At 66.0% G+C, this 26,042-nt stretch carries 35 protein-coding genes; 1 reads left to right on the forward strand and 34 read right to left on the reverse strand.

Translation table 11 applies throughout. The features are described from left to right. Position 1 precedes the first annotated feature (1 nt). The 15 genes from ABC337_RS15210 to terL all read right to left on the reverse strand — a co-directional run bounded on the left by ABC337_RS15210 (position 2) and on the right by terL (position 14,208). Positions 2-880 carry a hypothetical protein gene (locus ABC337_RS15210; protein ID WP_412893255.1) on the reverse strand — a complete coding sequence of 293 codons (879 nt, stop codon included), beginning with the start codon at positions 878-880 and terminating at the stop codon, positions 2-4. Beyond that, on the reverse strand, positions 880-3,849 hold the full coding sequence (locus ABC337_RS15215) for a phage tail tape measure protein (RefSeq protein WP_412893256.1): 2,970 nt from the start codon (positions 3,847-3,849) through the stop codon (positions 880-882). The genes ABC337_RS15210 and ABC337_RS15215 overlap by 1 nt, the downstream gene beginning before the upstream one ends. Positions 3,850-4,229: 380 nt before the next feature. Then, complete coding sequence (locus ABC337_RS15220; RefSeq protein ID WP_412893257.1) at positions 4,230-4,811, reverse strand: hypothetical protein; 582 nt, start codon at positions 4,809-4,811, stop codon at positions 4,230-4,232. Positions 4,812-4,906: 95 nt separating this feature from the next. After that, positions 4,907-5,422, reverse strand: a complete 516-nt coding sequence (locus tag ABC337_RS15225) for a phage tail tube protein (RefSeq protein WP_412893258.1) — start codon at positions 5,420-5,422, stop codon at positions 4,907-4,909. After that, complete coding sequence (locus ABC337_RS15230) at positions 5,419-5,613, reverse strand: hypothetical protein (RefSeq protein WP_412893259.1); 195 nt, start codon at positions 5,611-5,613, stop codon at positions 5,419-5,421. Before ABC337_RS15230 ends, ABC337_RS15225 begins: the two co-directional genes overlap by 4 nt. Before the next feature lie 9 nt (positions 5,614-5,622). Beyond that, positions 5,623-6,039, reverse strand: a complete 417-nt coding sequence (locus ABC337_RS15235) for a hypothetical protein (protein WP_412893260.1) — start codon at positions 6,037-6,039, stop codon at positions 5,623-5,625. Next, a complete protein-coding gene (locus ABC337_RS15240; RefSeq protein WP_412893261.1) occupies positions 6,032-6,400 on the reverse strand; it encodes an HK97-gp10 family putative phage morphogenesis protein in 369 nt (122 codons plus the stop codon). Before ABC337_RS15240 ends, ABC337_RS15235 begins: the two co-directional genes overlap by 8 nt. Continuing rightward, positions 6,400-6,813, reverse strand: coding sequence for a DUF6093 family protein (locus ABC337_RS15245; RefSeq protein ID WP_412893262.1), 414 nt, complete (start codon positions 6,811-6,813; stop codon positions 6,400-6,402). The genes ABC337_RS15240 and ABC337_RS15245 overlap by 1 nt, the downstream gene beginning before the upstream one ends. After that, positions 6,807-7,157 carry a hypothetical protein gene (locus ABC337_RS15250; protein WP_412893263.1) on the reverse strand — a complete coding sequence of 117 codons (351 nt, stop codon included), beginning with the start codon at positions 7,155-7,157 and terminating at the stop codon, positions 6,807-6,809. Before ABC337_RS15250 ends, ABC337_RS15245 begins: the two co-directional genes overlap by 7 nt. 83 nt (positions 7,158-7,240) lie before the next feature. Next, a complete protein-coding gene (locus ABC337_RS15255; RefSeq protein ID WP_412893264.1) occupies positions 7,241-8,335 on the reverse strand; it encodes a phage major capsid protein in 1,095 nt (364 codons plus the stop codon). Positions 8,336-8,346: 11 nt separating this feature from the next. After that, positions 8,347-8,697, reverse strand: a complete 351-nt coding sequence (locus ABC337_RS15260; protein WP_412893265.1) for a DUF2190 family protein — start codon at positions 8,695-8,697, stop codon at positions 8,347-8,349. 2 nt (positions 8,698-8,699) lie between these two features. Continuing rightward, positions 8,700-9,923: a hypothetical protein gene (locus ABC337_RS15265; protein WP_412893266.1), complete on the reverse strand. Its 1,224-nt coding sequence runs from the start codon at positions 9,921-9,923 to the stop codon at positions 8,700-8,702. A 187-nt stretch (positions 9,924-10,110) separates the two neighbouring features. Further along, on the reverse strand, positions 10,111-11,163 hold the full coding sequence (locus ABC337_RS15270) for a phage minor head protein (RefSeq protein ID WP_412893267.1): 1,053 nt from the start codon (positions 11,161-11,163) through the stop codon (positions 10,111-10,113). 9 nt (positions 11,164-11,172) lie between these two features. Next, positions 11,173-12,702: a hypothetical protein gene (locus ABC337_RS15275; RefSeq protein ID WP_412893268.1), complete on the reverse strand. Its 1,530-nt coding sequence runs from the start codon at positions 12,700-12,702 to the stop codon at positions 11,173-11,175. Positions 12,703-12,711: 9 nt separating this feature from the next. Beyond that, positions 12,712-14,208: a phage terminase large subunit gene (gene terL / locus ABC337_RS15280; protein WP_412893269.1), complete on the reverse strand. Its 1,497-nt coding sequence runs from the start codon at positions 14,206-14,208 to the stop codon at positions 12,712-12,714. An 86-nt stretch (positions 14,209-14,294) separates the two neighbouring features. On the opposite strand from terL, the gene ABC337_RS15285 reads away from it, so the two are divergent. Next, positions 14,295-14,525, forward strand: a complete 231-nt coding sequence (locus ABC337_RS15285; RefSeq protein ID WP_412893270.1) for a hypothetical protein — start codon at positions 14,295-14,297, stop codon at positions 14,523-14,525. Positions 14,526-14,992: 467 nt separating this feature from the next. Here the strand turns inward: ABC337_RS15285 and ABC337_RS15290 are convergent, their stop codons facing one another. The 19 genes from ABC337_RS15290 to ABC337_RS15380 form a co-directional block, all read right to left on the reverse strand. Next, complete coding sequence (locus tag ABC337_RS15290) at positions 14,993-15,712, reverse strand: hypothetical protein (protein WP_412893271.1); 720 nt, start codon at positions 15,710-15,712, stop codon at positions 14,993-14,995. 155 nt (positions 15,713-15,867) lie between these two features. Further along, on the reverse strand, positions 15,868-16,518 hold the full coding sequence (locus ABC337_RS15295; protein ID WP_412893272.1) for a hypothetical protein: 651 nt from the start codon (positions 16,516-16,518) through the stop codon (positions 15,868-15,870). Continuing rightward, complete coding sequence (locus ABC337_RS15300) at positions 16,508-16,819, reverse strand: hypothetical protein (RefSeq protein WP_412893273.1); 312 nt, start codon at positions 16,817-16,819, stop codon at positions 16,508-16,510. Before ABC337_RS15300 ends, ABC337_RS15295 begins: the two co-directional genes overlap by 11 nt. Positions 16,820-17,191: 372 nt before the next feature. Continuing rightward, the gene (locus tag ABC337_RS15305) at positions 17,192-17,362 is read right to left on the reverse strand and encodes a hypothetical protein (RefSeq protein ID WP_412893274.1); all 171 of its coding nucleotides are present in this window, start codon (positions 17,360-17,362) and stop codon (positions 17,192-17,194) included. After that, positions 17,359-17,664 (reverse strand): hypothetical protein, encoded by a 306-nt coding sequence (locus tag ABC337_RS15310; protein ID WP_412893275.1) that lies wholly within the window; start codon positions 17,662-17,664, stop codon positions 17,359-17,361. Before ABC337_RS15310 ends, ABC337_RS15305 begins: the two co-directional genes overlap by 4 nt. Beyond that, a complete protein-coding gene (locus tag ABC337_RS15315) occupies positions 17,661-17,837 on the reverse strand; it encodes a hypothetical protein (RefSeq protein WP_412893276.1) in 177 nt (58 codons plus the stop codon). The genes ABC337_RS15310 and ABC337_RS15315 overlap by 4 nt, the downstream gene beginning before the upstream one ends. Next, positions 17,837-18,262 carry a hypothetical protein gene (locus ABC337_RS15320; protein ID WP_412893277.1) on the reverse strand — a complete coding sequence of 142 codons (426 nt, stop codon included), beginning with the start codon at positions 18,260-18,262 and terminating at the stop codon, positions 17,837-17,839. The genes ABC337_RS15315 and ABC337_RS15320 overlap by 1 nt, the downstream gene beginning before the upstream one ends. Then, entirely contained in the window at positions 18,259-18,489 is a 231-nt protein-coding gene (locus ABC337_RS15325) for a hypothetical protein (protein ID WP_412893278.1), read from the reverse strand. The genes ABC337_RS15320 and ABC337_RS15325 overlap by 4 nt, the downstream gene beginning before the upstream one ends. Then, complete coding sequence (locus ABC337_RS15330; RefSeq protein WP_412893279.1) at positions 18,486-18,668, reverse strand: hypothetical protein; 183 nt, start codon at positions 18,666-18,668, stop codon at positions 18,486-18,488. Before ABC337_RS15330 ends, ABC337_RS15325 begins: the two co-directional genes overlap by 4 nt. Further along, the gene (locus tag ABC337_RS15335; protein WP_412893280.1) at positions 18,665-18,979 is read right to left on the reverse strand and encodes a hypothetical protein; all 315 of its coding nucleotides are present in this window, start codon (positions 18,977-18,979) and stop codon (positions 18,665-18,667) included. Before ABC337_RS15335 ends, ABC337_RS15330 begins: the two co-directional genes overlap by 4 nt. Before the next feature lie 160 nt (positions 18,980-19,139). Next, a complete protein-coding gene (locus ABC337_RS15340) occupies positions 19,140-19,289 on the reverse strand; it encodes a hypothetical protein (protein ID WP_412893281.1) in 150 nt (49 codons plus the stop codon). A 112-nt stretch (positions 19,290-19,401) separates the two neighbouring features. Further along, on the reverse strand, positions 19,402-19,626 hold the full coding sequence (locus ABC337_RS15345; protein ID WP_412893282.1) for a hypothetical protein: 225 nt from the start codon (positions 19,624-19,626) through the stop codon (positions 19,402-19,404). 75 nt (positions 19,627-19,701) lie between these two features. Further along, complete coding sequence (locus ABC337_RS15350; RefSeq protein ID WP_412893283.1) at positions 19,702-19,908, reverse strand: hypothetical protein; 207 nt, start codon at positions 19,906-19,908, stop codon at positions 19,702-19,704. A 214-nt stretch (positions 19,909-20,122) separates the two neighbouring features. Further along, positions 20,123-20,407, reverse strand: a complete 285-nt coding sequence (locus tag ABC337_RS15355; protein ID WP_412893284.1) for a hypothetical protein — start codon at positions 20,405-20,407, stop codon at positions 20,123-20,125. Beyond that, the gene (locus tag ABC337_RS15360) at positions 20,404-20,814 is read right to left on the reverse strand and encodes a hypothetical protein (RefSeq protein ID WP_412893285.1); all 411 of its coding nucleotides are present in this window, start codon (positions 20,812-20,814) and stop codon (positions 20,404-20,406) included. The genes ABC337_RS15355 and ABC337_RS15360 overlap by 4 nt, the downstream gene beginning before the upstream one ends. 168 nt (positions 20,815-20,982) lie before the next feature. Next, positions 20,983-21,390, reverse strand: coding sequence for a hypothetical protein (locus ABC337_RS15365; RefSeq protein WP_412893286.1), 408 nt, complete (start codon positions 21,388-21,390; stop codon positions 20,983-20,985). A 78-nt stretch (positions 21,391-21,468) separates the two neighbouring features. After that, a complete protein-coding gene (locus tag ABC337_RS15370) occupies positions 21,469-24,003 on the reverse strand; it encodes a DNA methyltransferase (protein ID WP_412893287.1) in 2,535 nt (844 codons plus the stop codon). Further along, a complete protein-coding gene (locus ABC337_RS15375; RefSeq protein WP_412893288.1) occupies positions 24,000-25,625 on the reverse strand; it encodes a DNA cytosine methyltransferase in 1,626 nt (541 codons plus the stop codon). Before ABC337_RS15375 ends, ABC337_RS15370 begins: the two co-directional genes overlap by 4 nt. After that, positions 25,622-26,017 carry a hypothetical protein gene (locus ABC337_RS15380; RefSeq protein ID WP_412893209.1) on the reverse strand — a complete coding sequence of 132 codons (396 nt, stop codon included), beginning with the start codon at positions 26,015-26,017 and terminating at the stop codon, positions 25,622-25,624. Before ABC337_RS15380 ends, ABC337_RS15375 begins: the two co-directional genes overlap by 4 nt. Positions 26,018-26,042 lie beyond the last annotated feature (25 nt).

A 26,042-nucleotide genomic window follows, 5' to 3' on the forward strand; every position in this document is an offset into this window, starting at 1 on the left:
GTTACCTCCAAGCACTCGATGCGAAGAGCTCCATCGAGGCTGTGTCGTTTTGGGCGGAAGATTCGAATTTGAAGGTCATCCCGTCGGCGGGAGTGATCCAAGGGCCGATGAGCTTGTTCCGGCGGCTCACGGTTCCGTTGATCCGGACGAGACGCTTGTCCAGGTCGATGTCGACGAACTGCCCGGCCGGAACAGCCTCCGTGTAACGCTGGACTTGGATCGTGTCGCCGAGGGTCGCGGTGATCGTGAAGTCCGGGATCGGGCCGCGGATGCGCAGAAGCACCGGCGGGGTCGCATTTCCGGCCGTCCCAAGGACGATCTGACCGGAGCGGACAGTCGCGACGATCCGCACACCCCCGGGGACGTAACGGACACCAGGCGGCACCAGTCGGAGGCCGCCCTCAACCTTCGGGAGTCCAACCGGGCCAGCCAATGTGGTCGGGCCCGATCCGTCCCCGGCGAGCTTCCTGCCTCTCGGTGCCACCAGCTGGATGGTGAAGGAACCGAGCCGATCGGACAGGTACTTGAAGTCTGGCCGGGGCTGGTCCAGGCGCACGAGGGTGTGCCGGACCAGCCCGTCCTCGTCAACCACCAGCGGGCGCAGATCCTTGCGGGGGATCAGGCTGTTCAGCAGGTCGAACCCGGACCGCACTGACTCCCGGTCGGGGCCCTTGATGGTGCCCGGGATGATCAGCCGCTTGTCAGTGTCGAAGGCTTCGTTGACCCAACCACCGTCACCGTACTGGTTCTGGATGGAGTCACCCGTTGAGCCTGGGCCGGCGGCCCAGTTCTCCACATCCAATGCTTTGAACGTGGCTTGGCCGACAACACCGGTGAGGTCCAGCCCGTTGAGGCTGATACCCCAGCTGCCGTCTGTCATTACGAACCCTCCTGCAGCCGTGCTGAATAGTAGGCCAGTGCCCGCGGGTCACTTACCCCGTGGAAGTGCTGCTCGACGTGCTTCGTCCCCGGGGCGGCATGGTCGCTGATCGGAGCCGGAGCTGTGGCTACGAGGATCCTCGATGCGATCATCTGAGAACCAACAGCCCCGCCTCCGGCCAAGCCCTGCACATTGCCCGCACGGACCTGTGCCCGGAACCGATAGACCGCGTCCTGGCCGCCCATAAGGTCGACCTCTTGAGCGGTGAAGACGTGCTCACCCTTGGCGCCGAAGAAGAGCTGGGAATCGACACCCTTCGGGCCCGGGGCCATGTCTAAGTCGCCGCCGCCGGCACGCCCCGGCACGAGAGCCGTCATCGACGGGTCCTCCGGGGACCCGCCGCCCTTGACCTGCGTTTCGATGGAGGTGATCTTGTGCTCGATGGAGTACGTGTGCACCGTCTTGCCGTCGATCTCCCCGAGGGCCCGTTTAGTCTGCTCCGCCATGTCCTTGGCCGCGGACGACATCCAGGACTCGATGCTGACGCCCGGCGGGACCTTGAGGATGTCCCGGGCCAGGTCCTCCGCTGCCTGACCGGTGATACCGAACTGGCCGGCACCGGCAACCAGCTTGTTGTAGGTCTCCGACAGGTTCCCCTGCAGGGTCTCCTCCGACTCACCGGCCTTCGCGTTCGCCTGCACGACCCGGAAGCCGGCCCCGGCGATCGCGTCCAGCGCGGCCTGGTTATTGCGACCCTGCTCGGAGTTGATGTCCAGGCTGGTGCCGTTCTTCTGCACGGAGGCGCTGACCGCGTCGATGGCTTCTTGGAAGCCGCGGGCCGCGTCCCGTGCGGAGAGGTTCAGCAGGCCAGCGTTGATGAGCGCGTCGGTGAACTTCACGATGTTGATGACCGTGCCCTCAGCGGAGAGCCCGACCTCTGCGAGGGCGTCGGACAGTTCCTTGCTGGGCGCCGTGGCGCCGCCTGCCGCGTCCCCAGCCCCCTTCATCCCACCGGCCGCGCCCTCAGCAGCTCTCTGGGCGGCGAGCATGGCCGGGGGAGTCTGGCCCATCATCCAGTTCAGGAGTTCCTGATCCGTGACCGTCACGCCCGCCTGGCTGGCGAGCTCCTGCAGGGCCGACTTGTAGGCCGGGAACCGCTCAGCGGTCTTCGAAACCTCCACGCCTTGGGCTTTGGCACTGTCCGCGATGGCCTTGAAGCTCTTCGCCGCCAGCTCCGTGTTGCCGCTTGAGGCGGCGGCGCCAATGGCCTGGTCCGACTTCTTTACGGCGTCGGCAATTTTGGAGATGCCGTTGTCGATGCCGAGCACTGTGGCACCGAAGCTGGCCGTGGCGTCGTTGAAGTCCTGGTTGATCAGGTGCTTTAGGGCGTCACCTGCGTTGTTGATCTGGCCGGTTAGTTTGTCGCCGGTCCCGAACTCGATCTTCTTGAACAGGTTGTCGATGCTGTCCTGCTGCTTGCCCATGCCGATCAGGCCTTGGGTGAAGTCCTGCACTGACTGGTTGCCGGGCTGCATGGCGTTGTGCAGCTGCTTGATGCCTTCGAGAGCGATCACGGCCCCAAGGGCCACGCCGGCGCCCTTGGCCACCCCGGCGAACATGCCTGGCACGCCGCTGCCGGCGCGGTTCAGTTCGGCGAAAGCAGCCCGAGTGGCGAGGATCTTCGGGGTCAGGGTCAGGAGCGCCCCGCCGGCGAGGGCGGCAACGCCAACCACGCCGCCAATGATCACAACCGCGGACTGGACCGGTGCCGGCAGGGACCCGAAGGTCTGTGCGAGTCCGGACACCGATTCCGCCAGTCCGGAGATCACCGGGAGCAGCACAGCGCCGGCGTCGATAGCGGCGTCCTTGATGTTGTTCCAAGCGATCTTGACCTTCGACTCGGTCGTCTCGTACCGCTTCGTCGCCTCGTTGAGGAGGGCAGTGTTCTCCTGCCACGACTTGTTGCCCAGTTTCAGGCTGTCGGAGAGCAGGTCGCCGGAGGCGGCTAGGGCCAGCATGACCTGGGTTTCCTCGGTGCCCTTGAGTCCCATGTCCTTCATCACGGAGACGACGTTGCCGCCCTCGTTCTTCACCCGGTTCAGGCCCTTGTTGACCATGTCGAGTGCTTCGACAGGGGAGGAACCGAACTTCTTGGAGAACTCCTCAGCGCTCACACCCGCGGTCTTCGCGAAGGTGTCGAGGGCGGAGCCGCCTTCCTTCACGGCGGAGTACATTTTCAGGAGCACCCGGGTGGTGACGCCGCCGCCGAGCTCGGCACGGATACCCATGGAGGCGAGAGTGTTGGACAGGGCCAGCACATCGACCTCGGAGGCCCCGACTGTGGCCGCGGCGCCGGCGATGCGCTGCGCCATGGAGAGGATTTCCTTCTCCGTGGATGCACCGTCGTTGCCGAGTGCGACGAGGGTGGCACCGAACCGGGACACGCCCTCGGACCCTTCCCGGGCCATGGTGCCCATGACGTTGGAGATCTGGGCGATGTTGGTGGCCGCCTCGTCGGCGGTCAGGTTGGTGCTGACGCCGAGGTCGATCATGGTCTTCGTGAACCCGGCGACGTCTTCCCGCTTCACGCCGAGCTGGCCGGCGGCCTCGGCCACGGCAGCGATTTCCTCATGCGTGGTGGGGAGGGTCTTGGCCAGGCCGCGGAGACTGGTCTCCAGGGCGTTCATCTGGTCCGGGGTGCCGTCCACGGTCTTCGTGACGCCAGCCCACGCGGATTCCCAGTCCATGGCGGCTTTGGCACTGGCGCCCAGGGCAGCCAGTGAGGCTGCCCCGAATGCCATCGCAACCTTGCCGGCCTTGTCCATGGCCTGCTCGTTGTCGCTGATCGAGCGGCGGGCCTGCACAACCTGCCGGGCCACGTTGTCGGTGGCGAGACCTGCCCGGCCCATCCCGGCCACATACCCGGCTACTTCGGCTTCGAGCCGGATGATGACTGAGCGTGCGGACAAGGCGGCCTCCTGTGGTTAGAGCGGCAGGGTGGGGTTTCTGGAGGCATTCTTGCGGGCTTCTGACTTCTGCCGGCCCTCAGCGTCGTACGTGGTGTAGACCTTCTCGCCCGGCTGGGGTACGTACGGGTCTTTGCCGTTCCCTGCGGTGGCCCGTTCCCGGGCGGCGCAGCTGTGGCACTGGACCTTCTTGGCCCCGAACCACCCGTCGGAGTGCTCGTCGTGGGCGAGTACGACGGGGTAGCCGCAGCTGCAGAGCCCGTCCTCGTAGACGGTGAGGGCGAGGGTCAGGACATAGTCCCGGTCGAGCCAGTCGCCCCGGTTGCGGCTGAACCAGTGGGACGGGGGTTTCCCGGCGGCCCTGGCGGTTTGGAGGACTTGGACTACTCGGCCCCAGGCTCCGTGCCAGAGCGCTTGTGCAAAAAATCGGCGTCCACATTGGGGACGGCGTTCTGTGCGGTGAGCCGGGCATTGAGAATCACGGTCATCTGGGCGGTGCCGATCGCGTCCTTGAGCGCCTTGACCTTGGACGGGGTGAAGTCGACAGCCTGCCGTTCGCCGCCGGCGGCCTTCACCGCGGTGATCGACTTGGCGAGGATCCCGTAGCCGAAGTGTTCGTTCTGCTCGTCCGGGGTGAGGCCCTTGGTGGCGGCCTCGCTGGCGGCGCGGAGGGCGCGGAGTTCCTGCTCGGTCAGGGCCCGCACGTACACGGTGAGCGCCGAGGCGGCGAACGTCTCCAGCAGCCGCTGGTACTCCTGCTCCAGGGGTGTGAGGGCCGGGTCCGCGGCCGTGTACTCGGCGCCGGCGGCCCGGGTCTCCAGTTCGATGCGGCGTTTCAGGTCGGAGAGCTCAGCGACGACGTCGGCCCGCTTGTACACGGTGGCCGACTCTTCGGGGAGCTTCGCATCCTGCAACCAGCCCTCGACGTCGAAGGTGGCCGGATCCTGCGTGATGGTTTCGGACATGGGGGACCTCCAAGGTCTTTGAATGTTCGGGGCAAGGTTTGGGGTGGAACGGCGGCCGGGTGGAACCTTGGAAAACCACCCGGCCGCCAGCTTGGTTACGCCGCGGCGCCGACCTTGACGTCGGAGATCATGTTCTGCGGCAGGAACTCGATACGGCGCTTGATGTTGCCGTCGTTGTTCACCCGCATCGGGGCGTCGGACACCACTTCGCCGCCGAGGTCGATGACGTCCTCCGCCGCCCAGTCCGCGCCGGAATCCTTGTCGGATTCGCGCAGGTAGATCCAGACCGTGGTGCCCTTGGTCTTGACCGCCTGGTAGCCGAGGTCGGCCCCGGTCACGTCGGCGCCGCCGGCGTCCAGGTACTCGCGCAGGAAGGTGAGGGCGGTGTCGTAGTTCGACGCGCCCAGCGCCTGCGAGTTGCCCTTCGTGCATGCGGGTTTCTCGTTGAACCGGTCCGAGGCGGTGTGGGTCCAGTTCGCGTCCGAGTCGAGGACGGCGCAGGAGATGTCCTGCCCGGCGTTCAGCTCGGTCACGGTCGGGATCCGGTTGGCCGCGGCCGGGGCCACGGTCAGTAGGGTGAACTTCTTCTTGCCGTCCGCTGCGACTTTCATCCGCGGGCCTCCTTCTTGGTCCCCGGCTTGGCCGGTTCAGTAACGGTGGTGGTGGCCGGGTTGGCCGGTTCCCGGACCTGCTTGGAGGGCGGGAGCTTGTACCCGAGCTTCGGGTTTTCGAGGTAGTGCTGGGGGACCCGGCGTTTCTTGCCGTCCGGGCCCACCGCGGTCACGAATCCGTCATCAGCCATGGGGTCTCCTTAGTTGGTGATGAGCCGCCACTGCCGGGGGAGGAAGTGACGGGATGGGGTTGTCTGGGTGTCTAGGACGGGGGCTTGCTGGTTGAAGCCGTCCGGGTTGCGCCGCACCCGGCCAGTGCCGATGGCCAGGTTGGTGAGGGCGGTGGCCACGGCTTTGTCGACGGCCCGGCAGATCGCCGGGGTTGCCCCGACGGCGGTGGTTTGGAAGTCCCAGATGAGGGTGTCCGAGGCTTGGCGGCCGTCCGCCGGGAGTTCGCCGGGCTCGTCACCGGTCCCGGCCCAGAGGACGACGTACGGGTCGATGTACCCGCCCGTCTCCGGGACTTTGACCGGGACGTAGCCGTCGTAGCTGGTGATGCCTTCGACGGTGGCGAGGGCGGCCGTGACGGCGGCCGCGCAGGCTTCGGGGTCAGCCATTCAGGCCCTCCAATCCGAGCTGCTGCATGGCCTGCGTGAACGCCGGCTCATGCGTGTCCGCGGCCGGGCCCATGTACGGTTGCGGCGCCATCTTGGAGGTTCCCTGCTCGACGAACCCGCCGTAGTTGGCGGTCGGGCCGATCTCGATGGCCAGGGTCCCGGAGCGGCCCACGGAGCGGGCGTCACTGTGCCCGATGGAGCCCTTCAGGTTGCCCGTGTCCACCGGGACGAGGTTCTTGGCCGTGCGTTCGATGTCGTACGCGGTCTTCCGGACCACGATCTGGGCCCGGGCGCCGGTCGTGGCCGCGGCCCTCGCGATGTCCGCCGAGAGTTTGCGGAGTGCTTCTGCGCCGTCAGCCATCAGACCGGGTTCTGCTGGGTGAGGTTGTCCGTGCACAGCAGGTCGATCTCCCAGAGGAGGGAACCGAAGAGGACCTGCTGGACGCGGAACTCGCGGCCGGCGACCCGGACGATGTCGCCACGCTCACCGGTCTGCAAGGCGGGGATGTCTAGGCCGGCGACGATCAGGTACTGGCGCTCCCGGGTCGGTTGCTCGCCCGGGGTGCCACCGCCCTCACGGTTGAGCTCCTGCACACGGAACATGCCGGAGTAAACCTGCCCGGTACCCGTCCAGCCCTCAGGTTTCGGGAAAGGTGCAGGACCTGCGGTGATGCGGTGAATGGTGCCAGGGGCGGTGCGGGTCTCCGCCACCGTGGTCTGGTGGTGCCCGGCCCAGCCGTCCGGGATGACCTTCGTATTCGGGAGTCCTACCACCGGTACTCAGCCCCCTCCGGTTTCGGTTCGTACAGGGGCACGACCTCGAAGAAGGACCCGGCCTTGGCGTCCTCGTCGTCGGCCTCCGCCTTGTACGTGGCGGCCAGGTTGCGTAGCTCGGCGGCAACCGCCGGCCCGTCCGTTTGCAGGTCCTGGGTGCGGATCTTCTTCCCGAGCAGCACCTCGGATGTGGCGATCGTGATCAGGGCCCGGTACGTGGCCCGGTTCACCGACCCGCCGTACTGGCTCAGCCAGGCGCCCAGCTGCTCGTCAGTGAACAGGGGCGGGTCGGCCAGGTCGGTGATGTTGAGGCGGACGATTTCGACGTCAGTGAGTTCGGCCACGATCCGCCTCCTGTGTGAAGTTGTGGGGTGGTGCCGGGGTGGGGTTGACTTGCCCTATTTGTCACCCCGGCACCAGGTTCCGACTAGGAGCCGGTGGAGACGTAAGTCCCGATCGGGTCCGTGGCCGCGCCGCCGGTGATGTGCCGGCCGCGGTACCAGATCGTGTCGTCGCCGAAGCTGCCTTCGTCGATGGCGACGGCGCCGCCGCCGACACGCTCGCCCTGGTCGCGCTTCACGCGGATATCGGGCTGTTCCTCGCCCAGCATCGTGGCCTTGTACAGCGCCGGGTTCGCGGAGCGCGGATCCGGGATGATGTACCAGGTGGTGTCCGCCTTCGCGGACTGGTCGATGATGCCGAGGCGTTCGGACACCACGGCTTCGACCTTCCCGTAGAGCGGGTTGGCGATCGGGTTCGGGCCGCCGTTCGGGTCCGCGATGGTCGGGGCGACCGCCATCTCGGCCTCGAACGACAGGCTCGGTGCCGTGACGAGCAGGAGCTTGGTGCCCAGCGCCCGGAAGGGGACGCCTTCACGGTTCTTCCGCTTCCAGATCGCCTTCACAGCGGCCTGGACGTTGTCCCGGTTCAGGGGCAGTGCCTTGGGGGCGTTCCCGTTCGCGGTCTTGAAGAAGTCGGTGTTCGGGCCGTCCTTGGTGACGAACGCGCCGAAGACCTTCGCGTCCTCCGTGTTGCGGGCCGCCGTGGCCAGCCGGCCCGGGAAGTCCATCAGCTCGGAGTAGTCGTTGTTCTTCCGGAGCTCGAAGGTGAGACCGTAGGTGCGGCCGGTCTTGCCGGCGCTGATCTCGTACTCGAACTCGGAGAGGGACGCGCCCTTGTACTCCTCGCCTTCGGCCACGTCATCGAACGTGTCCTGACCACCGTTGAGGTCGATGATCTTCTTCGGGCGGAAGTCCTTGACCTTCGCCTCCCGGGCGATCTTCGACCACTCCGGGTCGATGGTCTTGTACGTGGACTGGACCTCGATGTCGAAGGCCTTACCCAGCAGGACCGGGAAGTCCGAGGTGGAGAAGGCCTCCTTGAGGCGGTACTCGGCCGCCGCGGTGACGCCGCGGGCGCCCTCGTTGAAGAGCTTCGCAGCTTCGAGCATGCGGGCCTTCACGGAGGGTGCGATGCGGTAGCCCTCCTGGGCGATGATGTCGCCGGTGTTGAGGATGGTCATGTCTGGTCTCCTTACGCGCCGACGGCGGTCTGGGTGGTGTAGCCGATGGGGGCTACTTCGACGGGGCCAGCGGCTGCTGCCTTGGTGCCCAGGGCAATGCCCCAGAGGTAGTTGCCGGTTGCCGTGGTGTTCAGGGCGCCGGCGGCGGTGATGTAGACCGGGAGGCCCACGGTGGCGAGGGCGCCGGTGACGTTGACGTCGTGGGAGCCGTCGAGCCAGACGGTGACGTCTGCCCCGGACTTCGCGTCGATCTGGGCGACACCGCAGATGTTGCCGACCCGGACGGGGGCGCCGGAGACGACGTCGTAGGGGGCGGGCACGCTGATGTGCAGTGCCTTGGGCATGCGCTGGTTCTTGGCCATGGTTAGGCTCCCTTCAGGGCGGTGAGGACGTCCGCGTCGGCGACGTCGGCGGACTCGGTGACGGCGGCGGAGTGTCCGACGCCGCGGACCTTGCCGGCGCCGAACGATGCGGCGATCTCGGCGACGGCTTCCTCGGCCTTGGCCTTGAGGGCGGCCGTGTCGACGGCGCCTTCGGCGGTCAGGGCGTAGGTGCTGGCGAGCAGCTTCACCGTGGCGGGTGCGCTGATGCCTTCGAAGGCTTCGGCGACGACGGCGGCTGCGGTCGCGTCGTTGTCCTTCTTGGCGGCCTCGGCCAGCTTGGCCTTGAGGTCAGCGTTTTCGGCTTCGAGCGCGGGAACCCGGCCGGAAGCTTCGACGGCGGCCGTGTGAGCGGCCTCGTCTACTTCGATCTTTGCCATCGGAATCTCCTTAGATTCTTCGGTTTCGGTTGACCCGGCCAGGTTGGACGGGACATTCTGGGCGGCTTCGGCCGCGGGTGGGGTGACGGGTTCGTAGCTGGTGACTCGCCGGACCTCGATGAGGTCGCCGGTGAGCTCCGCGGTCGCGCCGGTCAGGGTGTAGGCCTGCTGCCAGGTCTTGGACGCGTCAGCGGATTCCTGTTCGAACCAGACGTTGGTGTCGTCGTAGTCGAGGACCCAGACCCACACGCCGTCGTCCTGGTAGGCGTCCCGGACGGCGGTGTTGATGGCTGCGCGGGTTTCGTTGGCGGTCGCCTCTTCGGCCCTGCCGGCAATGGATTCGAGGACCTTCTCGACTTTCCCGCCGCGGCCGGCGACGGTGACGAAGTCGACCCGGTTCAGGGCGTCGGGGTAGAGCTTCTCGACGATCGCCCCCTTGCGGCCCTCGGCCTCGCCGATGGTGACGTCGGCGCCGGCGGCGATTGAGGTGCCGATGTAGTCGGCGAACTCGGTGATCACGTCCCGGTACTGGGAGCCGAGCATTGCCTCGGCGACGAGGCGTTCTCCGTCCCAGACGGCGTCCTCGGTGAGGACCGCGGCCAGGGTTTTCACCGACCCGGCCGGCTGTTCCCGCCGCTCGCTACTGGACATGTGGTCGATGTGCATCTGGGTGCCCTTCGCGAACACCTTGTCCGCGGCGGCCTGCTCCAGCAGTGCGGGGGAGTAGTAGCCGGAAGACCCCCACCCGGGGGTGATGAGCTGGATGAGCAGCCGACCGGGCCCGGGCGCCGTGCTTAGCGTCCCGGCTTCGTGGATGAGCTTGGCCATTGACAGCCTCCTAGAATGGGTGTGTGGGCCTTGATGACCGGAACGATGGGGCGGGCGTGCCTGGGGAGTGCCCGGGGCACGACTGGAAAGTCCATGGGGTGTACCTGCGCTCGACGGGCGGGTCCATGTCGGTAGTCTGCAAATGGTGCGGCGCCGTGCAGTACGAGGCGTCCCTCAGCGACGGGACTTAGGCCGCTTTCGCGGTGAGGTCCTTCACCGGTGTGACCGTGTAGGAGTCCCGCCACCCGTCGGTTTCCCTCTTCGTGGACAGGTCAGCCCACGACACTTTCCCGGACTGCAGCAGTTCGAGGCGTTGAGCGCCCATGATGTCCCGCTGCGTTTCCGGGGTGAGCCCGTTGAAGACGGTTTGCGCGTCCGGTGTGGCCGAGGGGGGTTCCTCGATGTTGAAGCCGAGGTCCTTCCACGACTTGGTGACCGTGACACGGGCGCACCGGCCGTTGGGGTGGTCGTTGGGCCCTGCCTCGTCGAGCGGGTGCCGGGTGCCGTGCTTAGCCCAGCAAGACGGGCAGGTTCGGGCACCCAGGGAGGCGTGCCATTCCCACTCTTCGAGGATCGCCTTGTTCGCTTGCTCGGACGCTTTGGTGGCGGCACGGTGGGCGTCGAGCGTCTCGGTGCGGGAGATCGTGAGCGCCCGGGTGAGGCCGCCGTTGAACCTTGACTCGGTTTGCTGCAGCATCCGGGCCGCTGTCCGGTTCGGGTTGTCCCCGACGGCGATGCCCCGGATGAGCTCCCGCTTCATGACCCGTTCCACATCGGCCGGGAGAGGCCGGGTGGAGGAGTGGATCTGCTGGGTGGTGCGTTCCACGATCGCGGCCAAGGCATCCGCGGAGGTCCGGGTGAACGTGACCCCGGCGCCGGCGGTGTTCGGGGGCAGCTGGGAGCTGATCATGGCGGCGTGCCCGTCGAGGGCGTCCAGGACGGCTTGGCCGACATCGTTACTGATCGTCGCGTTCGTCGTCCTGGCCAGTTCATCCAGCATGGCCCGGGTCTGCTGCAGGGCGTCCCGGAGCCGGATGTTCTTCGCGGCCGTCGCCCGGGACACTTTGCCGTCCACGGCCCCGGCCACCAGTTCCACGAGAGCGACCTCGAAGTCGGCCCGGAGGACGTCCCACACCTCAGTCCACGCCCGGGTGAGGGCGACGGTCTGGGCGTCGGTCATGCGTTCCAGATCGGCGCGGAGGCGGTCAACAATGCGGAGAGTCTCGGCCGTGACCGCCATCCGTGCCTCCTACTTGAGAGCCGCCGCCGGGTCTTGGCCGTTGCGGAATGCGTTGGCGGCCACGTCGCCGGCGGTGGTGTCGGTGACGATGAGGTCACCGTTCGCGTCGGTGATCTTGTCGATCAACTCGTCCACGTCCCGGATCCTCAACGCCTGCAAAGCCAGCTTGATGAGGGGCAGCTTCGGCATGTCGGGCAGGCCGTCGGCGGCCACGATCGCGTCGATCAGGACCTTGACGTCGACCTCGTCGAGGGATGGCCACACGACTTCGACGGTGGCCGCGGACTCGTCCTTGAACTCGACCGTGAGCCGGTCCTCGTCCCTCACCGCGGTACCGAGCCGCCTCAGCGCGCCCTGGGGTGCGATGACGGCCTGTTCGATGGCGTAGCCGATGGAGTCCCTGAATACCTCGGTGTGGAGCTCCTGCCGTGCCTGCATGATCAGCCGGGTGGGCAGGTCCAGGGTCTCGGCCGTGGCCCGCGCCCCGGTCTGTCCCGGGTCGGCCAGCACAATCGTGACCGGGATGCCCATGGCGGACGCGGCCATCGTCGCCAGCGGCCGGGAAGACTCGGAGTCGATGGTCGCCCCGGACTTGGGGACCGCCTCCAGCTTCTGATCATCCGACATGGACACCGTGGAACCGGCCTGCATGTTCCCGAGGGACTGGATCTGCGCCCGTTTCGCCTGCGCCACCCCGGTCGACTTCGACGAGGTGGTGAAAGCGATCTTCGCGAGGGCTTTCATCAGGAGCGCCCAGTCCTCAAGGAAGCCCTTGTGGCTGAGCGCCCACGGGATCGCCGCGTACGAGTCGCCGATACCGAACTTCCACCCGTTGCCGGCGTTGACCTTCACGTGCCGGACCGGAGCGTCCCACAGGACAGGGACGCCGTCGATGCGGATGGTCTTCATGCGCGGCTGGTACTTGAGGGCCGGGTAGTAGGCCTTCATCTGGACGTTCTGCCCGTCCGTGCCGACCTCCACCCACTGGCGAAGATAGAACCAGGGGGTGGCTTTGTCACCGGGGGCGGTGATGACGTCCATGACCTCGTCGAACGGGATGGACCGCACCTTCACCCGGCCGGTGAGCGGGTTCGTGAAGTGGGCGAGGAAGAAGTTGCCCTCATCGAACAGGGCACCCTCGTACTGTTGCCGGGCCTGCGCCCCGTAGAACGCTTCCCTGTTGCCCTCGTCGTCGATGAACGCTTGGAGGACTGTGTTGACGTCCTGGTCGCGGGCGCTTATCGTGACGCCCTGACCCCACACGTAGGCGTGCCGGATTTCGCGGCCGCGTTTGATGATCGGGTTCGCGATACCGAAGACCCGACCCATCTCCGCGGCCTTCGTGAGCCCGTCACGGCTGAACTCCTGCGCGTACTGCTCGGAGAGGCGCATCCAGCCGGCGTTCTCCCGGGAGAGTTCCAGCTGGGCGAGGGACTCCTCGAGTCGGTACGTCAGGGTCTCGAAGACACCCTCCTGGACGTTCGCCTCTGACTTGTCCGCGGCCTCTTGCAGGCCGAGCAGCTGGCGGATCATACCCACGGCGGCCTCCTAGACCGGGCTGATGGACCAGCCCTGTTCGTTGTAGTCGTCGTAGACGTCGGGTTCGATGAAGTTGCCCTCGTTGAGCAGCGGCATGAGGAGGAGCCGGTTGATCGCCTGGGAGAAGGCGTCCAATTGGTCGTCGTTCGCCCCGGAGGGGAAGGACAGGGCCTCTTGGAGGAACGTTTCCACCCATGGGGCGAGCCTCGTGGACGGCAGCTGCACGTTCCCGGACCAGGCCAGCGGTGAGACGGCGCTGATGCGGGCGTACTTGGACCCCTCCGGTTCGATCGGGATCAACCCGACCACGGTGGAGCTGAGCGCGTTCATCACCGCGGGCCCGTTGGCTTTGTCCTCCACGAACTTGGCCACCGCTTGCGGCCACTTCGCGGACATCCCCTTGATCGCCTCGCACGTCTCGTTGAAGTTCATGCGCCGGCGCACCTGGTCAAGGAGGTAGGCGGTGTTCCCGACCCGCAACCACACCTGACCGACCACGAAGTCGGAGTTGTCGCCGCCCTTGAACGTGAGGTCCCAGGACTGGACGAGCTCGTGATCGTCCCGCCCGATACCGGGCACGGTGTGGGCGCCGGAGTGGTCGACAAGCCAGAGCGGCTGCTCGTAGTGCGTCCACGTGGTGGGGAGAACCCCGCCCTCGTCGAGGCTGGGGTTGCCTTGGTAGAGGGACTGCCACACTTTGGGGCCGACAGCGACCTTGATCTGCTCCCACTGCTTGGCGGTGCGTTTCCGGGACGATTCGAGCCATTCTCCGGGTTTCCGGCCGAGCGGGTCGTTTTCCTCGGCGGCGGCGGGGATGTTCAGGACCGTCCACCTGTGCGCGTCCTCAGCGGCGAGGAGACGGCCGGCTAGGTCGTCAGCGTGCCAGCGGGTAAGGACGAGGATGACGGGGGCACCGGGGGCGAGACGGGTGTTGGCCACTGACTGCCAGAAACCCCACGCCTGATCCCGGTACGTTTTCGAGTTCGCCTGTTCGAGGTTGCTGATCGGGTCGTCAATGAACAGTGCGTCGACGGGCCGGCCCGTGAGGCCTGCCCGGATACCGCGGGCCACGACGCCGCCGCGGTGGCCGTCGAGCTTCCAACGCCTGGCCGCGCCGTTGTCGCGGGCGATCCGGAGACCGAGGTCGAGTGTTTCGTCGTTGCCGTCGTTCGCGCTGATGTGGTTGCGGATGTTCCGCCCGAACTCGTCAGCGAGCTCGGAGGCGTAGGAGATGATCGCGATGCGGCGGTCCGGGTTGCGGGTGAGGAACCAGAGCGGCCCGATCGTCGTGACCCGGGTGGATTTGCCCTCCTGCGGGGGCAGGTTCACGATGAGCCGGTCAATCTCCCCGGACTCGACCCTCGCTAGGTACTCGTCGATCAGGTCTAGGGCCGGGGTCTGCACCGTTGACGGCTCGATCGCCCTCGCAAGGTCGCCCGGGGTGGCCCAGTCGTGCCGCATAGGCTCGAACATGCGGGCAGCAGCTTCCCACATGTTCACGGTCACGACATCCTCCGGGCGTTTGGGCCGATAGGCAAGAATGGCACCACTGGCCAGTCGGCTGGGGAACTGATCAGTATGGAAAGGAAGTCATGGCAGGCATTGAGTTCAACGACGACGCCATCGCAGCATTCGAGGCAGAGATCAAAGCAAGGGCGGCGGCAACCGAGGGGAAGTTCCCTATCCCGGTGGATGCGTCCGTTGAGGAGATCGAGAAGATCCTGACCGCGCAGCTTGAAAGCGCTGGCTTCACTCCGGATCCGGCCGGCGTGCACGAGAAGGCCGTAGAGGTCCACGCCTCACTGCAGGACGGCGAAGCGTAGCCTCGTGGTGCCAGGCCCCGCCACGTGTGCACAGTGGCGGGGTCCGGCTTTGCGGCGGTCTCGCCCAGCCGCCGCGCTGGGGTGGGTGGACGGTTACTGGCTCCGCTGCTGTTCGCAAGGGTTGGTCAGGGGCGGTCACCGTCAGTGGAGGCGGCCCGACTCGAACGGGTCTGCATCGCCGCGGCCTTGTGGCCGTCGTGTTGGCGCCTCCTGCCGGCTGATGCGCCGGCGGGCTATTCAGTTGTTGCGGGGGAGCTGTGGGCAGGTCCGTCCATGGCAGGGTTGAAAGGTTCAAAGAACCCCGGCCGGCCTTCACCCGGGTACGCGCCGGTTGTTGACCCGTCCCCTCGCATGCGAGAAGCCCGCCACAGCTGGGGGAGTGGCGGGCTTCTTCCTGCGGGTGTCTCCAAGGACACTTCTCGCAGTATGTGACCAACGTACGTGACAAGTCTGCAAATTGCAAGCGCCTAGGCGGCGAGTTCAAGTTGTTTCTTGTTCGCCGGGTTACCGTACGCGGAGGCCTGCATCCTGGCCCACAGGTTCCGGACCTTCCGCACCTGATAGGTGGGGCGGCCGTCCCGGTTCTTTCCGATGGGGGCGAGTTTCCCGCGGCGCACCCATTGCCGGATCCGCGCCTGGGGGAGCGCTTCACCCGTTGCGGGGTCGGAGATCATGCGCGACAGCTCCGCGGGGGTGCCGTGGTGGATGCCGGCGGCGCTGATGGCCCGGCCCCGCCACTCGGTCACATCCCATTCGGACCGGCATTTGTGGCAGCGAGCGACAGGCTTGCCGGGAGCGGTGAACACGGCCGCCCCGCACTCGGTCCCGTCCGTTTCGGTCGGGCACATCCCCGCGAACACCCGTTCCGCGCCCCTGTCCGTGACCCGGCGTGCCGCGTTCAAGGCGTCCCGCAGTTCGTGGAGGAGGTCGCCGGCCCAGTCCCGCCGCCGGATCTGCTTGACCTGGTTCAGTAGGCGCTCCGCGACCCGGGGCGGGGTGAAGTGGGGGCTGACAACGGCGAGCTGCTCCGCCCATCCGCGGAGGACGGCGGCGAGCTGGTCCCCGTCTTCGATGGCGTCGAAGTTGCAGGGCGCGGCCGGGGCGGAGTGGCCGCTCGAACCGATGGAGGCGGCGCCTTTGTCGAGGCGGGCCGCGGTGACCATGAGGTTCGCCCACACGTCCCGCACGTCCCGGAGGAGGCCTTCGAGTCGGGTGGTGCAGTTGTGGCAGAGGGTCACCCCTTGCGCGTTGGTTGGGTGTTGCCCGCCCGTGCATTGCACCTGTTCGACCACTTAGCTCCCCCTCCGAGACCCCTGCTTTCCACTCGCTATTCTAGCAAGTCCTACGCGTTTCCCGCCGCAAGGGCGCGTAGTTCCCGCGGGACGATGACCGGCACCAGCTGCTGTTGTTCCGGGGTGAGGCCGAGGGCGCCGAGGATCCGCCGGATGGCGTCGGCGACGAGGAGGCCCTGATTCTCGGCAAGCTTCACTCGGCGTTCTTCAATCCCGGCGCGGAGGGCGAGGGCACAGACCTTGGCGAGGTGCTCCCGTTCCTTGAGGTAGAGCTCGTACCAGACTGAAGGGCCGGCTTTCTCGGTGCTCACATCGACCATGCCTTGGGGTCCGATTCCTTCCTCGTGCTTTTCCTTGCCCCAGACCAACTGCTCCGGTTCAAGCTCCTGCACCTTTTCCCGAAGCCAGGCACAGTGCCCAGCCGTCATGTGGATCTCATCCAGCAGGGCTTTGCCGGGGTCGACGTCGATGGGCAGGCCGAGGGTGCGGACGGCTTTGGTCATGGTGTCCCGGGCCGCGGCCTCCGCCACACGGCGCTCCGCCGCCGCCTTCACCTGCGGGGCTTTCCCGCCGTGCCGGCCGCACCGTCCCGCCCCGGGGACGGGGCCGAGCCCGCACGGTTCGCCCTTCTTGTTCTTCGCCCCGCAGATCAGGCGCCCGTCCCGCACCTGCCCCGCCGCGAACTTCGGGTCACTGGCCATCGGCGTTCACCTGTCTGCTGAGTTCGTTGAGGGCGTCGGTCCAGCCTTCGTTGTACCGGTCCTGGCAGCTGTGCCCGGTGGCGAAGATGTGGGCGCCTTCGTGGTTGAGGATGTGGCAGGCGGTGGCGGTGCCGGCGTTGTCGAGGGCTTTCTCGGCCATGGCCACCTGATCATCCCAGTTGGAGTCGAGGAACCGGCGGGCAAGCTGCTCCGCCGTGTACTCGGTGCCTTCCTCAACGTCCCGCCAGTCCGAGCCGGGTGCGGCTGATGTTGCGGAATCAGCCGTTTGTGGTTTGCTCACGCCAGTGCCTTTCGTGCTCGCCGGTATTTGATGGGGTCGAGGATGGGGGAGAGGTCCCTCCAGTAGTCAGTGCCTGGGCCTGCGACGCTGGCGTGTGGCCCGACTTGGCAGCGGATCATGATCTTCCCGTGCGGGCAGCGCTTCACGTCCCCGGGCTGACCCCACCACGTCATGGCGCCGGAATGATCGAGCCGCCAGCATTGGGCATGATCGCTGATCGACCGTATGTTAGGCGGCGGCTGGACTACCCGCGGCCTGATGCAGCTCGCGTCGTGCATGTGTCCTCCTTGGTTAGTTTCCCGTGCACACGGCACTCCGGGTCTGTGGGTCTTGCCCTGGTCGGGTCGTAGGTGCTGGGCGGGCAGGTGCATCCTAGAGGCCGCAACGGGCACAGCCGCCTTCTGTGTGTTCTCCGGCGGCGATGCATTTGCGTTTCCGGCGGCAGAGGATGGCCCGGGCGTATGCTGCCCCGTCCGGTTCGGCGTCCGGCTCGATGCGTTCCCGGGCGATCAGTGCGTCATAGTTGACGGTGCGGTCGGTCATGAGTCACCCCGCGCAGCAGCGGCACGGGCACGGAGCCAGTCCATGTACGGGCCTTGGTATTCCCATGCGTCGTCGATGTGAGTCCACCGTCTGCCGTCTCGTCGGGCCAGTTCGTCAAACTCTCCGACGCCGATGTTGTCCTCGAAGTCCTGCGCCGCGTCTTCGAGTGCTTTCGCCGTGGCTTCCTTGACCGGCCCGAACCCCGCAGCGGCGAGCGCGGCGACTATGGCCTCAATCTGCGGCTCGTTCAACTGGCGCCCGGCAAAGATCTTACTGCCCAGCACTTCCGCCATCCCGCTCATCGTGCGTTCACCTCTCGATTCACGATGTCCAGGTGGACGCCGTAGTGCTTGTCCCGGTAGTGGGCTTCCATCTCGTCGTGGTTGGATTGCGGGTCGATGCCGGTCACCTTGTGGCTGCACCAACGCTGGAAGAAGCAGTGCACAGTGAACGTGTCGAACAACGCCGCCCCCATCACGCCCCCTCCGTTGCGGTGAGCGCGGCACGGATGGCTTCGACGTCGACCACCGTCGGGGCGTCGAAGTCGTAGTCGAAACTGCAATCCCTGATGGCCGCCTCGACCCGTTCGATCTGGGCTTGCTGGGACCGGACAAGGGCGAGAAGGGCCGGGACATCCGTGCGGGCGTGGGCGATGAACTCGGCGTCGGCGTCTGTCATCTCTGACATCTCAGAGACGCGATTCTTGTAGTCCTGCAAGAATGGCCGTTCCAACTGCTCGGTGGTGAGGCTTGCGTTCTTCGGGCCATGAAGCGCGTAAGGGTAGTCGCCGTAGTTGATTCCGGCTTCATAGTCGTCAGCGTTATCATGCTCGACTCGCCATGGTCCTTCTGTGGCGGCGTCAACGCGTGCCTGGATTGCGTCGAGCTGTTCCGGGGTCATGCGCGGGCCTCCGATGCGTTGCGGATCTCGTCCTTGTGGTCGCGGTGCCAGGCTTTGCGCTTCGTGCCTGACGTGAGCTCGGGCGACAGCTTCCCGCAGGTGCACTTGGCCCGGCCGACACCTGCCGTGCCGCCCCAGACCGAGTTGATCGGGCGGCCCTGCTTGTCGTGCGGTGCGCCCTCGTAGTGGAGTTCGTGTCCGGCGAGCCGGGTGCTGGTCTTGCTCATCGTGTCTCCTGTGCGTGTTGGGTTTCGAGGGTGGCGAGGCGGGCCCGGGCGGTTTCGGCTTCGCGGTAGGCCTGTTCGGCGCGGGCAGTGGCGTCGGCTGCGTCGCGGCGGGCTTTCAGCAACGCCCGGTAGCGGGTCGCTGACTCCAACGGGGGAGTGATCGAAGCGCCCGGGATCACGGGATCACCTCGAGGTGTTCGGGCAGAACGTGGACGGGCTTGCGGTTGATATCGAAGGCAACCAGCCAGACGCTGATCCGCTCCTTCGGGATGAACATGATCGGCTCGTCGTAGCCGTTGTACTGGTTCTTGCCATTGGCCAGGGTGCGCTTGCCGATGATGATGCCTTCCCCGCCGTCGTACTGCTTGCCGGGGTACGCCTCGGTGGTCCAGACCTTCGTGATGTCGGCGTAGTAGCCTTCTCCGATCTTGGTCTTGCGACGCAGGTGGGTGGAGAAGCGGACGCGCTGTCCCAGCTGGAGCCCGCTCATGGCTTGCCGCCCTTGTGGATGAGGGTGTTCGCGCCCATGCCCATGCCGTAGCCGGGCCTCGAAGCGTGGCGCTTTGCTGCTTCCCGCCGACGAAGGGCCGCCCATCCGCCGAGGATGCTGTACCAATGCCGTGCTCTACGGTGCCGCCATGCCCGGGCGCTCACTTCGCTGCCTCCCGGTCCTTGTGGCCCTTGAGGTAGCAGGTGACGTTGCACGCCTCCCAGACCTCACCGGACGCATTCTCAGTGACCTTGAACGCCATCGAGTCACCGACCTTGCCGCAGACGTCGCATACCCTGACCGCGCTCATTTGGCGCCTCGGAACTGGTAGTGCCGGCCGGGCACGAGTTGGGCGCCGAGGGCGTCGGTGATGCGGCGGGTGAACCGCCACGGGGAGCGGCGGCGGGGCTGGGCCGGGGCGGTCATGCCTGGGCCTCGGCAGAGTGGCGGGTGCGGTTGTGATCGTTCATGTCCCGGGCGGCCAGGCGGGCGCCCTCGATGGTACGACGGGAGTACATCTGCTGCCACGGGCGGCCGTTGATGTCCCTGCAGTCCGCGGCGTCGCACTGGGCGATGGTGTGGCCGCTGTCAGAGCTGCCGACCGTGCGCAAGGTTGCGCCGGCGGGGGCCTGGGTCTTGGTGTTCATTGGTTTCCTTTTCGTGGACCGGGGGAGTTGCAGCTCCGGTTTCCGGGATGGTGCGTACTCGCAAGTCTAACAAGTTCAACTTGTTTCCACAACGACGGGCGCGAGTGTTTCGATGACGATCCGCAGGCCCGGCTTGCCTTTCCCGCCCTCCCGGATGTCCGGGCCGACCAGGTGCTTGTTCGTGTCGTCCGGGATCAGCCCGTAGTCCACGAAACCGTCCATGACCGCCTTCGCCGTCGGCATCAGATTGTGCGCGTCATAGGCCCTGGCGGTGGCTTTCACTACGTGCACTGTGACCCGGACACGTCCCAGGCCTCGCGGTAAGCCGTTCACCCGGGCGTGGATGTGGCCGGCCATCCGCCACGCCTTCGTCAACCGCGCCTTGGGTCGCCAGTGCAACCGGTCGTTTGCGTTGATCCAATCTGCTGCCGCCGGGATGAACAACTCCCACTCGCCGCTGTGCGCCGCCGTACGCGTTTCTCCGGGCCGCAAAATGCTACCCATGCCCGATCACCCCACCCCGGCCGTGCGGACGCGCCCAGCCCGGCGCCGCGGCCCGCTCCCGATGGGCGGCGCGGAACTCATGCAAATCCCTCGCCGTCCGCTCCACCCAATCCAACGCCTCCGACTTCTCCACCAGAACCGCAGCCAGTGCCGAACCACCACTCACGGCCTCCCGATCCTCCAACGCCTTCAAGATGTCGAGGGCCTCCTGGTAGCGGTTCTTGAGGGTCTGCTCTGTGTGGTGTGTGGTTGCCCCTACGGGGTGGGTCTGGTTCATGATGCTTCCTGGCTTTCTTCGTGGTGTTTGCCGAGTGCGGTTTCGGGTCGTAGCCCGGCTTTGATGTCTGCCCAGCAGCAGCGGCAGTTGTGGGCTTGGAAGGTGGGATGGTCTTCGCAGTTGGGGCCGGGTGGTTGGGTGGCTGGGGTTTCGCCTATGGGGTGGTCCCAGTGCCGGCCTGGTTGGTAGATGACTTTGGGGGTGTCGGCTACGGGGGTGCCGTCGGGCTTGGTGCGGGTTGCTGCGTGGACGGCGGCGATGGTGAGGCATTCGAACGTTGCGGGGTGGTCTTTGTTCCGGCCAATGAGGGTGACCATGGACGGGATGCCCCATTCGGGCCTCAGCTGGTGGAGGATCCCGGCGAGGGCCTCGGCCTGCGGTTTCGTGATGGGCTGGAGGTCAGTCAAGTGTTCACGTCCTCTCGCGTCACCTAGGTGACGATTGACTGATTTCTTTCTTCAACTGGTGAGTAAAAACAGTGGTGAGTGTTGTCTCTTAGGTGAGTAAGAGTGGTTAGTGGTTAATGGTGCTAATCCGGTGCTAAGGGTTTGCTATGGCAGGTGCTTTAGCAGGTGCTAACCGGTTCGGGTGGCTTGGCAGTACTCGCAACTGATGTCGAAGATGCCCTTTTTCTCGTGGTGCCTGGTGTGCGCCCCGATCGCGCCGGCGGTGGATTTTTTCGCCTTGTGTAGTTCGATCTCAACCTTGGACTTCTGGTGCACGAGGTAGTCGTGCATGTAGTAGACACCGCTGGTTTTGGTGGCCTCCACCCAGCCGTTGAGCAGTTCGTCCGCGACTTTCTTCCCTTGGGCGTGGAGTACTGCGTGTTCGATCAACCCGTCCGTCTGGAACTCGTTGCACGTCCCCCACAGCTCGAGCAGGTAGAGCTTTGCTTTGTCCGAGAGACGCCGGAACTTCGGGTGCCGGAACAGCTCATTCGTGACCGTGATGTAGGGCCGTTTGTCTTTGTCAGCCTTCTCCACGATGATCCTTTCTGGTGGCGCCTAGGCAACCAGTCGTGCCTGTTCTGCAACAAGCACGACTGGTTCCGCTGGGCATGGCTAGACGGCGGCCTTGAGGGTGTCATCCTCCACGGTGGCCAGGTCGAACAGGGTGGGCATGTCCTGTTTGCGTTCCTCCGCCTCCAGGTATTTGACGGAGTCGAGGAAGTACCCCGGGTTCAGTTCGGAGCTACGGCCCTTCCGGCCGAGTTTCAGGGCCCGGAGGGGCACGGTGCCGAGGCCGCCGAACGGGTCGAACACGGTGTCCCCGGGGTTGGTGTACCGCTGGATGAGCCTGTCGACGATGTCGAACTGGAGGGGGCAGACGTGCATTTGGACGTTGCGGCGTTTCTGTTCCCCGTTGAGGGTGAGCATCCGGTTGATGTCGTGCCACACGTCTGGCGCCCAGGATCCGGGCATGAGGGACATGAACGTGGCCGGAAGCGCCCCCTTGCCCTGCAGCGCTTCCCCAATCCGGACGTGGCTCTCGTAGTCGTACACCTCGGTGAGGGTCTGCTCGGTGAACAGCTTGGAGCGCTGCTCGACCGGGAGGCCGGCGAGCTCGTCAGGGGTGAGGTGCCGGTCACCGCTGGAGCGCCAGTTCGCGTGTGCGTCGACCTGCCAGCGGGCCAGGGAGTAGTCGTCCTTGTCCTTGACCACCCGGTCGTCGGCGTAGCCCTTGGACCGGTCGGTCTGGGGTTTGTGGAAGAGCAGGATGTATTCGGGGGAGCCGACACCCATCTTGGTCCCGTCCTTCCGCATCTCGGTGTAGCCGAGGCGGTAGGTCTGGTTGTTTTCGCGGACGACGTCGGTGACGACGGTGATCATGCCCATGTAGTCGAAGCCGTGCTTGACGCCGTGGAAGAGGGCCTCGGCGTGGAATGGGGAGACGGTGGGGATGCCGGCGCCGGTGACGTTGCCGAAGTTGATGCGGTCCTTGACGTGGCAGGCGTAGATCCGGCCAGGCTTCAGCACCTTGAGCAGCTGCGGGGTGAGGAAGTCCATTTGCGCCCAGAAGTGGTCGTTGTCGTCGGTGTGCCCGAAGTCGCTGTAATCGGGCGTGTACTCGTAGTGGTTGGAGAAGGGGATGGACGTGACGATCATGTCGACGCTGTTTTCGGCCATGTGGTGGGTGGTTTCGTCCACGCAGTCGTTGTTGGCGAGGGCCCAGCCTTCCCCGGAGGCTTCGATGCGTTCGACGCCCATGGTGCGGGTGAGTGCTTCGGTGATGGAGTTCCGGGAGAGTCCGTACTTTTTGATGATGTCGGTCATGGTGGATGTCAGCTCTCTGTGTTGCGCCCATTTGTCCTTCAGGGCGGTGACGACTTCGCCTTCGGATTCGGCGTGGATGAGGTGCACGGTGCAGGGGCGGGTCTGGCCGAAGCGTTGGATGCGGTGGCAGGCCTGGATGGTGTCGTTGAATTTGTAGGTGACGCCGGCGAAGACGGCGACGTTGGCCTGCTGCAGGTTCAGGCCCTGGCCGAGCATCACCGGCTTGCCGATGAGCGCGTAGGTTTCCTTGTCCCGCCACTGGTCGAGGCGCCGCTCCGCCTCGTCCGTGTCGAGGGAGCCGTGGACGCTGGAGTAGCTGATGCCGGCCGCCTTGAGGGCCGCTTCGATGGCGTCCTGTTCGGCGTTCAGGTCGCACCAGAGGATGATCTGGCCGTCTTCCCTCGCATGGTGCACGGTGACCAGCTCCATGAGCTTGCCGATGCGGGCAGGGAGGCTGTCACGCTTCTCCTTGGCCACGCCCTGCAGGTCCTTGGCGCCGCCCCGGAACAGCCGGGCCTGCCCGTCCCTATCAACCCCGGCCGTGGAATGGTCCACGGGGACCTCGACCCAGTCGATGGCCAAGGGCGGAAGGTCGTAGCCTTCGTCGGAGTAGCCGAGGTCGGAGGGCTTCTGCAGGAAGATCGACCAGCTGTTCAGCCACATGAAGAACTCGTCCCGCTTGTGCGGGTAGAGAGTGAGGTTGTTCGCCTGGGTGGAGTCGCGTTGGAACCAGCGGGTGAGTGCCTGGCCGGTGTCCATCACACCAAGGAACCCGGCGTAGTGGATGAGCTCCTTGTACCGGTTCGGGGACGGGGTGGCGGTGGCCACGAACCGGTAGGGGACCTTATCGAAGAGCGCCAGGAACGTCTGGTACGTCTTGGACCCGAAGGACCGCAACACCCCGGCTTCGTCCAGGCTTACCGCGGTGAACTCGTTGACGTCGAGTTTCCCGTCGCGCACAGTCTCGTAGTTGGTGATGTAGATGCCGTCGCCGTCGATGTCTTCGGCGCGGCGGATGAAGCGGACGGTGATGTCGAGTTTGCGGCCGTCGCGGATGAACTCGCCACGGACCCCGAGGGGCGCGACGATCAGGGCCCGGCCGCCAGCATGGCCCAGGGTAAGCCGCAGCGTCTCGAGCTGCATCATCGACTTGCCCATGCCGAACGCAGCGAAGATCGCCCGGCGCCCACCCTCAACTGCCCAGCGGACGATGTCGCGCTGGTGGTCCTTCAGGATCGGGTTAACGGCCGTCGCCTCCACGGGCTGGCCGTAGTCGCGTTCGAAGTCGGCCTTCGCCTTCAGGAAGTCCAAGTACTCGCTCATGCTCCCACCAGCGTTTCCGCCATGCAGGCCACGAGGTCGCGGGCGGCCGGGGGTGTGACGGCGTTGCCCGCCATCTTGACCTGCTCCCGCTTGTTGCCGAGCATGATGTACTCCTTCGGGAAGGCCATGCCTGCCTTGATTTCGTGGGGTTCGAGCATCCGGAACTCGCAGTCGTCGATGTCGGGGACTTTCCATTCGGCCAGACCGTGGTGGAGCCCGTTGGCGGCGAACGTGTCGAGCGGCTGCCCGACGTCCTTGGGTGCGTTGGTGCCGCGGAGGGTGGTGATCATCGCGAACCGGTCATGGGTGGTGATCGTCGGGATAGCTTTCGACGTGGGGTGCATCTGCCCGTTGCCGTAGTACTCCATGAGCATGTGGCTGCCCGGTGGCGCGATGAGCGACTGGTGCCCCGCCGTCGTGATGGTGCCCATCGGCTCCGTGGCGGGCTTGGACATCTCCGCACCGGACCCGCGGCTCGAGTTGTTCCGCATGATCAGCGGCAGCGCGAGCAGGCCTGTTTCGTTGCGGGTCGTTTGCGTCCGCATGGGATCGCTGGGCAGCTGCGCAACCTTCCCGTCCCGGCCTTCCACTGGCACGAGGAGTGACCGGGTGTAGCTGGTCGTCTGGGTCTGGAACGGTTCCGAGTGGACGGGGTTGATGATCTCGGCGCCGCGGACGGCATCGATGCTCACCGCTTTCCCGTGGTAGCGCTTGAGCCCGGCAGCGATCCTGGCCATGGTCTTGGGAACCAGCGGCCTGGTACGGTCGCCGATGCGCTGACCCCGAAGCTTCCAGTCGATCGCGGAGGCAGCCGGCAGCCATCCCGGTTCGATGATGGCGTTGCGGCATTTCGTGTTCGGGCAGCGGTAGACGTACTGGGCTTTGTAGCGGCCCCACCGGTAGTTCGGGTTCTTCCATGACTGGACGCAGCGCACCGTCTCGTCGCAGGTCGCGCAGTGGGCCAGCGGCATGAGCAGGTCGAAGTTCGGCTTGGGGTTTCCCTTGAGCCAGAACATCACGTACATCCGGTCACGGGACTGTGGAGCCGGGAGGCCGCCGAGCTGGGCGTGCATCGAGTTCATGTAGACGATGTGGTGGTGGTAGCCGAGGGCGTCCATGGCCATCAGCCAGGCGTCGAACATGACCCACTTCGCCGCATCGACGACGTTTTCCGTGATGATGAGCTTGTACTTGTGCCACTCCGCGAACCGGGGCACGTCCCACATGGTCGCCCGGGAGCGGTCGGCCGCCTCGTCCGCGATGGAGTCCCCGAAGAGGTCCGCCTGGTTGGTGATCCGCTTCTTGCCCTTCGCCACTGAGTGGTTCGTGCACTCGGGGGAAGCCCACAGGATGTCCGAAGTCGCGATGTAGCGGGGGTCCGTAATCTGGATGTCAGCACAGACGTGATCCGTTTCGGGGTGATTCGCGTTGTGCGTCTCGATGGCACGGGCCCAGTGGTTCATGGCCGTCTTGATCGTGACCCCAGGAACCTCCAGCGCCCCGGTTGAGGATCCGCCGGCGCCGCAGAACATATCCGTCGCGGTTAGCTCGTTGTTCGCCTGCTGCATGTGATGCTGCAGCTCGGTCAGGATGTCTTGCCGCTCAAGCAGTGCAGTGCTCATTTGGTGTCTTTCTGGTCGATTCGGGTCTTCGCCTCGGCGGCGATCTTTTCGGGGTCGAGGCCGCGCTCAATGGCCCACTGCCACAGCACTTCGGGGTAGTAGTCGCCGCCTTCGAGCTTGTCTTCGAGGGCGTCGGCCATGGTGTCCGCCCATGCCCGGTTATAGCCCTGCACTTCGATGAGGACGTCAGCGATGACGGCGTCCAGGAGGTACGCGAAGCAGTGCATGTTGCCGCGGAGGATACGGCGCTCCTTGGCCGCCTCGTCCTCGTCGCCGGGACGGTCGCTGAGGGCCGTGGTGAAGTACTCCAGCTGTGCAACCCCCTCTTCGAGGCTGCGGCGGATCAGAATGTCCGCGGTGATTACTGGCGCCGGGAACTCGGCGGGCAGCATTTCCTGACCAACGATCTCGGCCCCC

It is taken from the genome of Arthrobacter phoenicis (genome assembly GCF_047238215.1).
GTDB lineage: Bacteria > Actinomycetota > Actinomycetes > Actinomycetales > Micrococcaceae > Arthrobacter.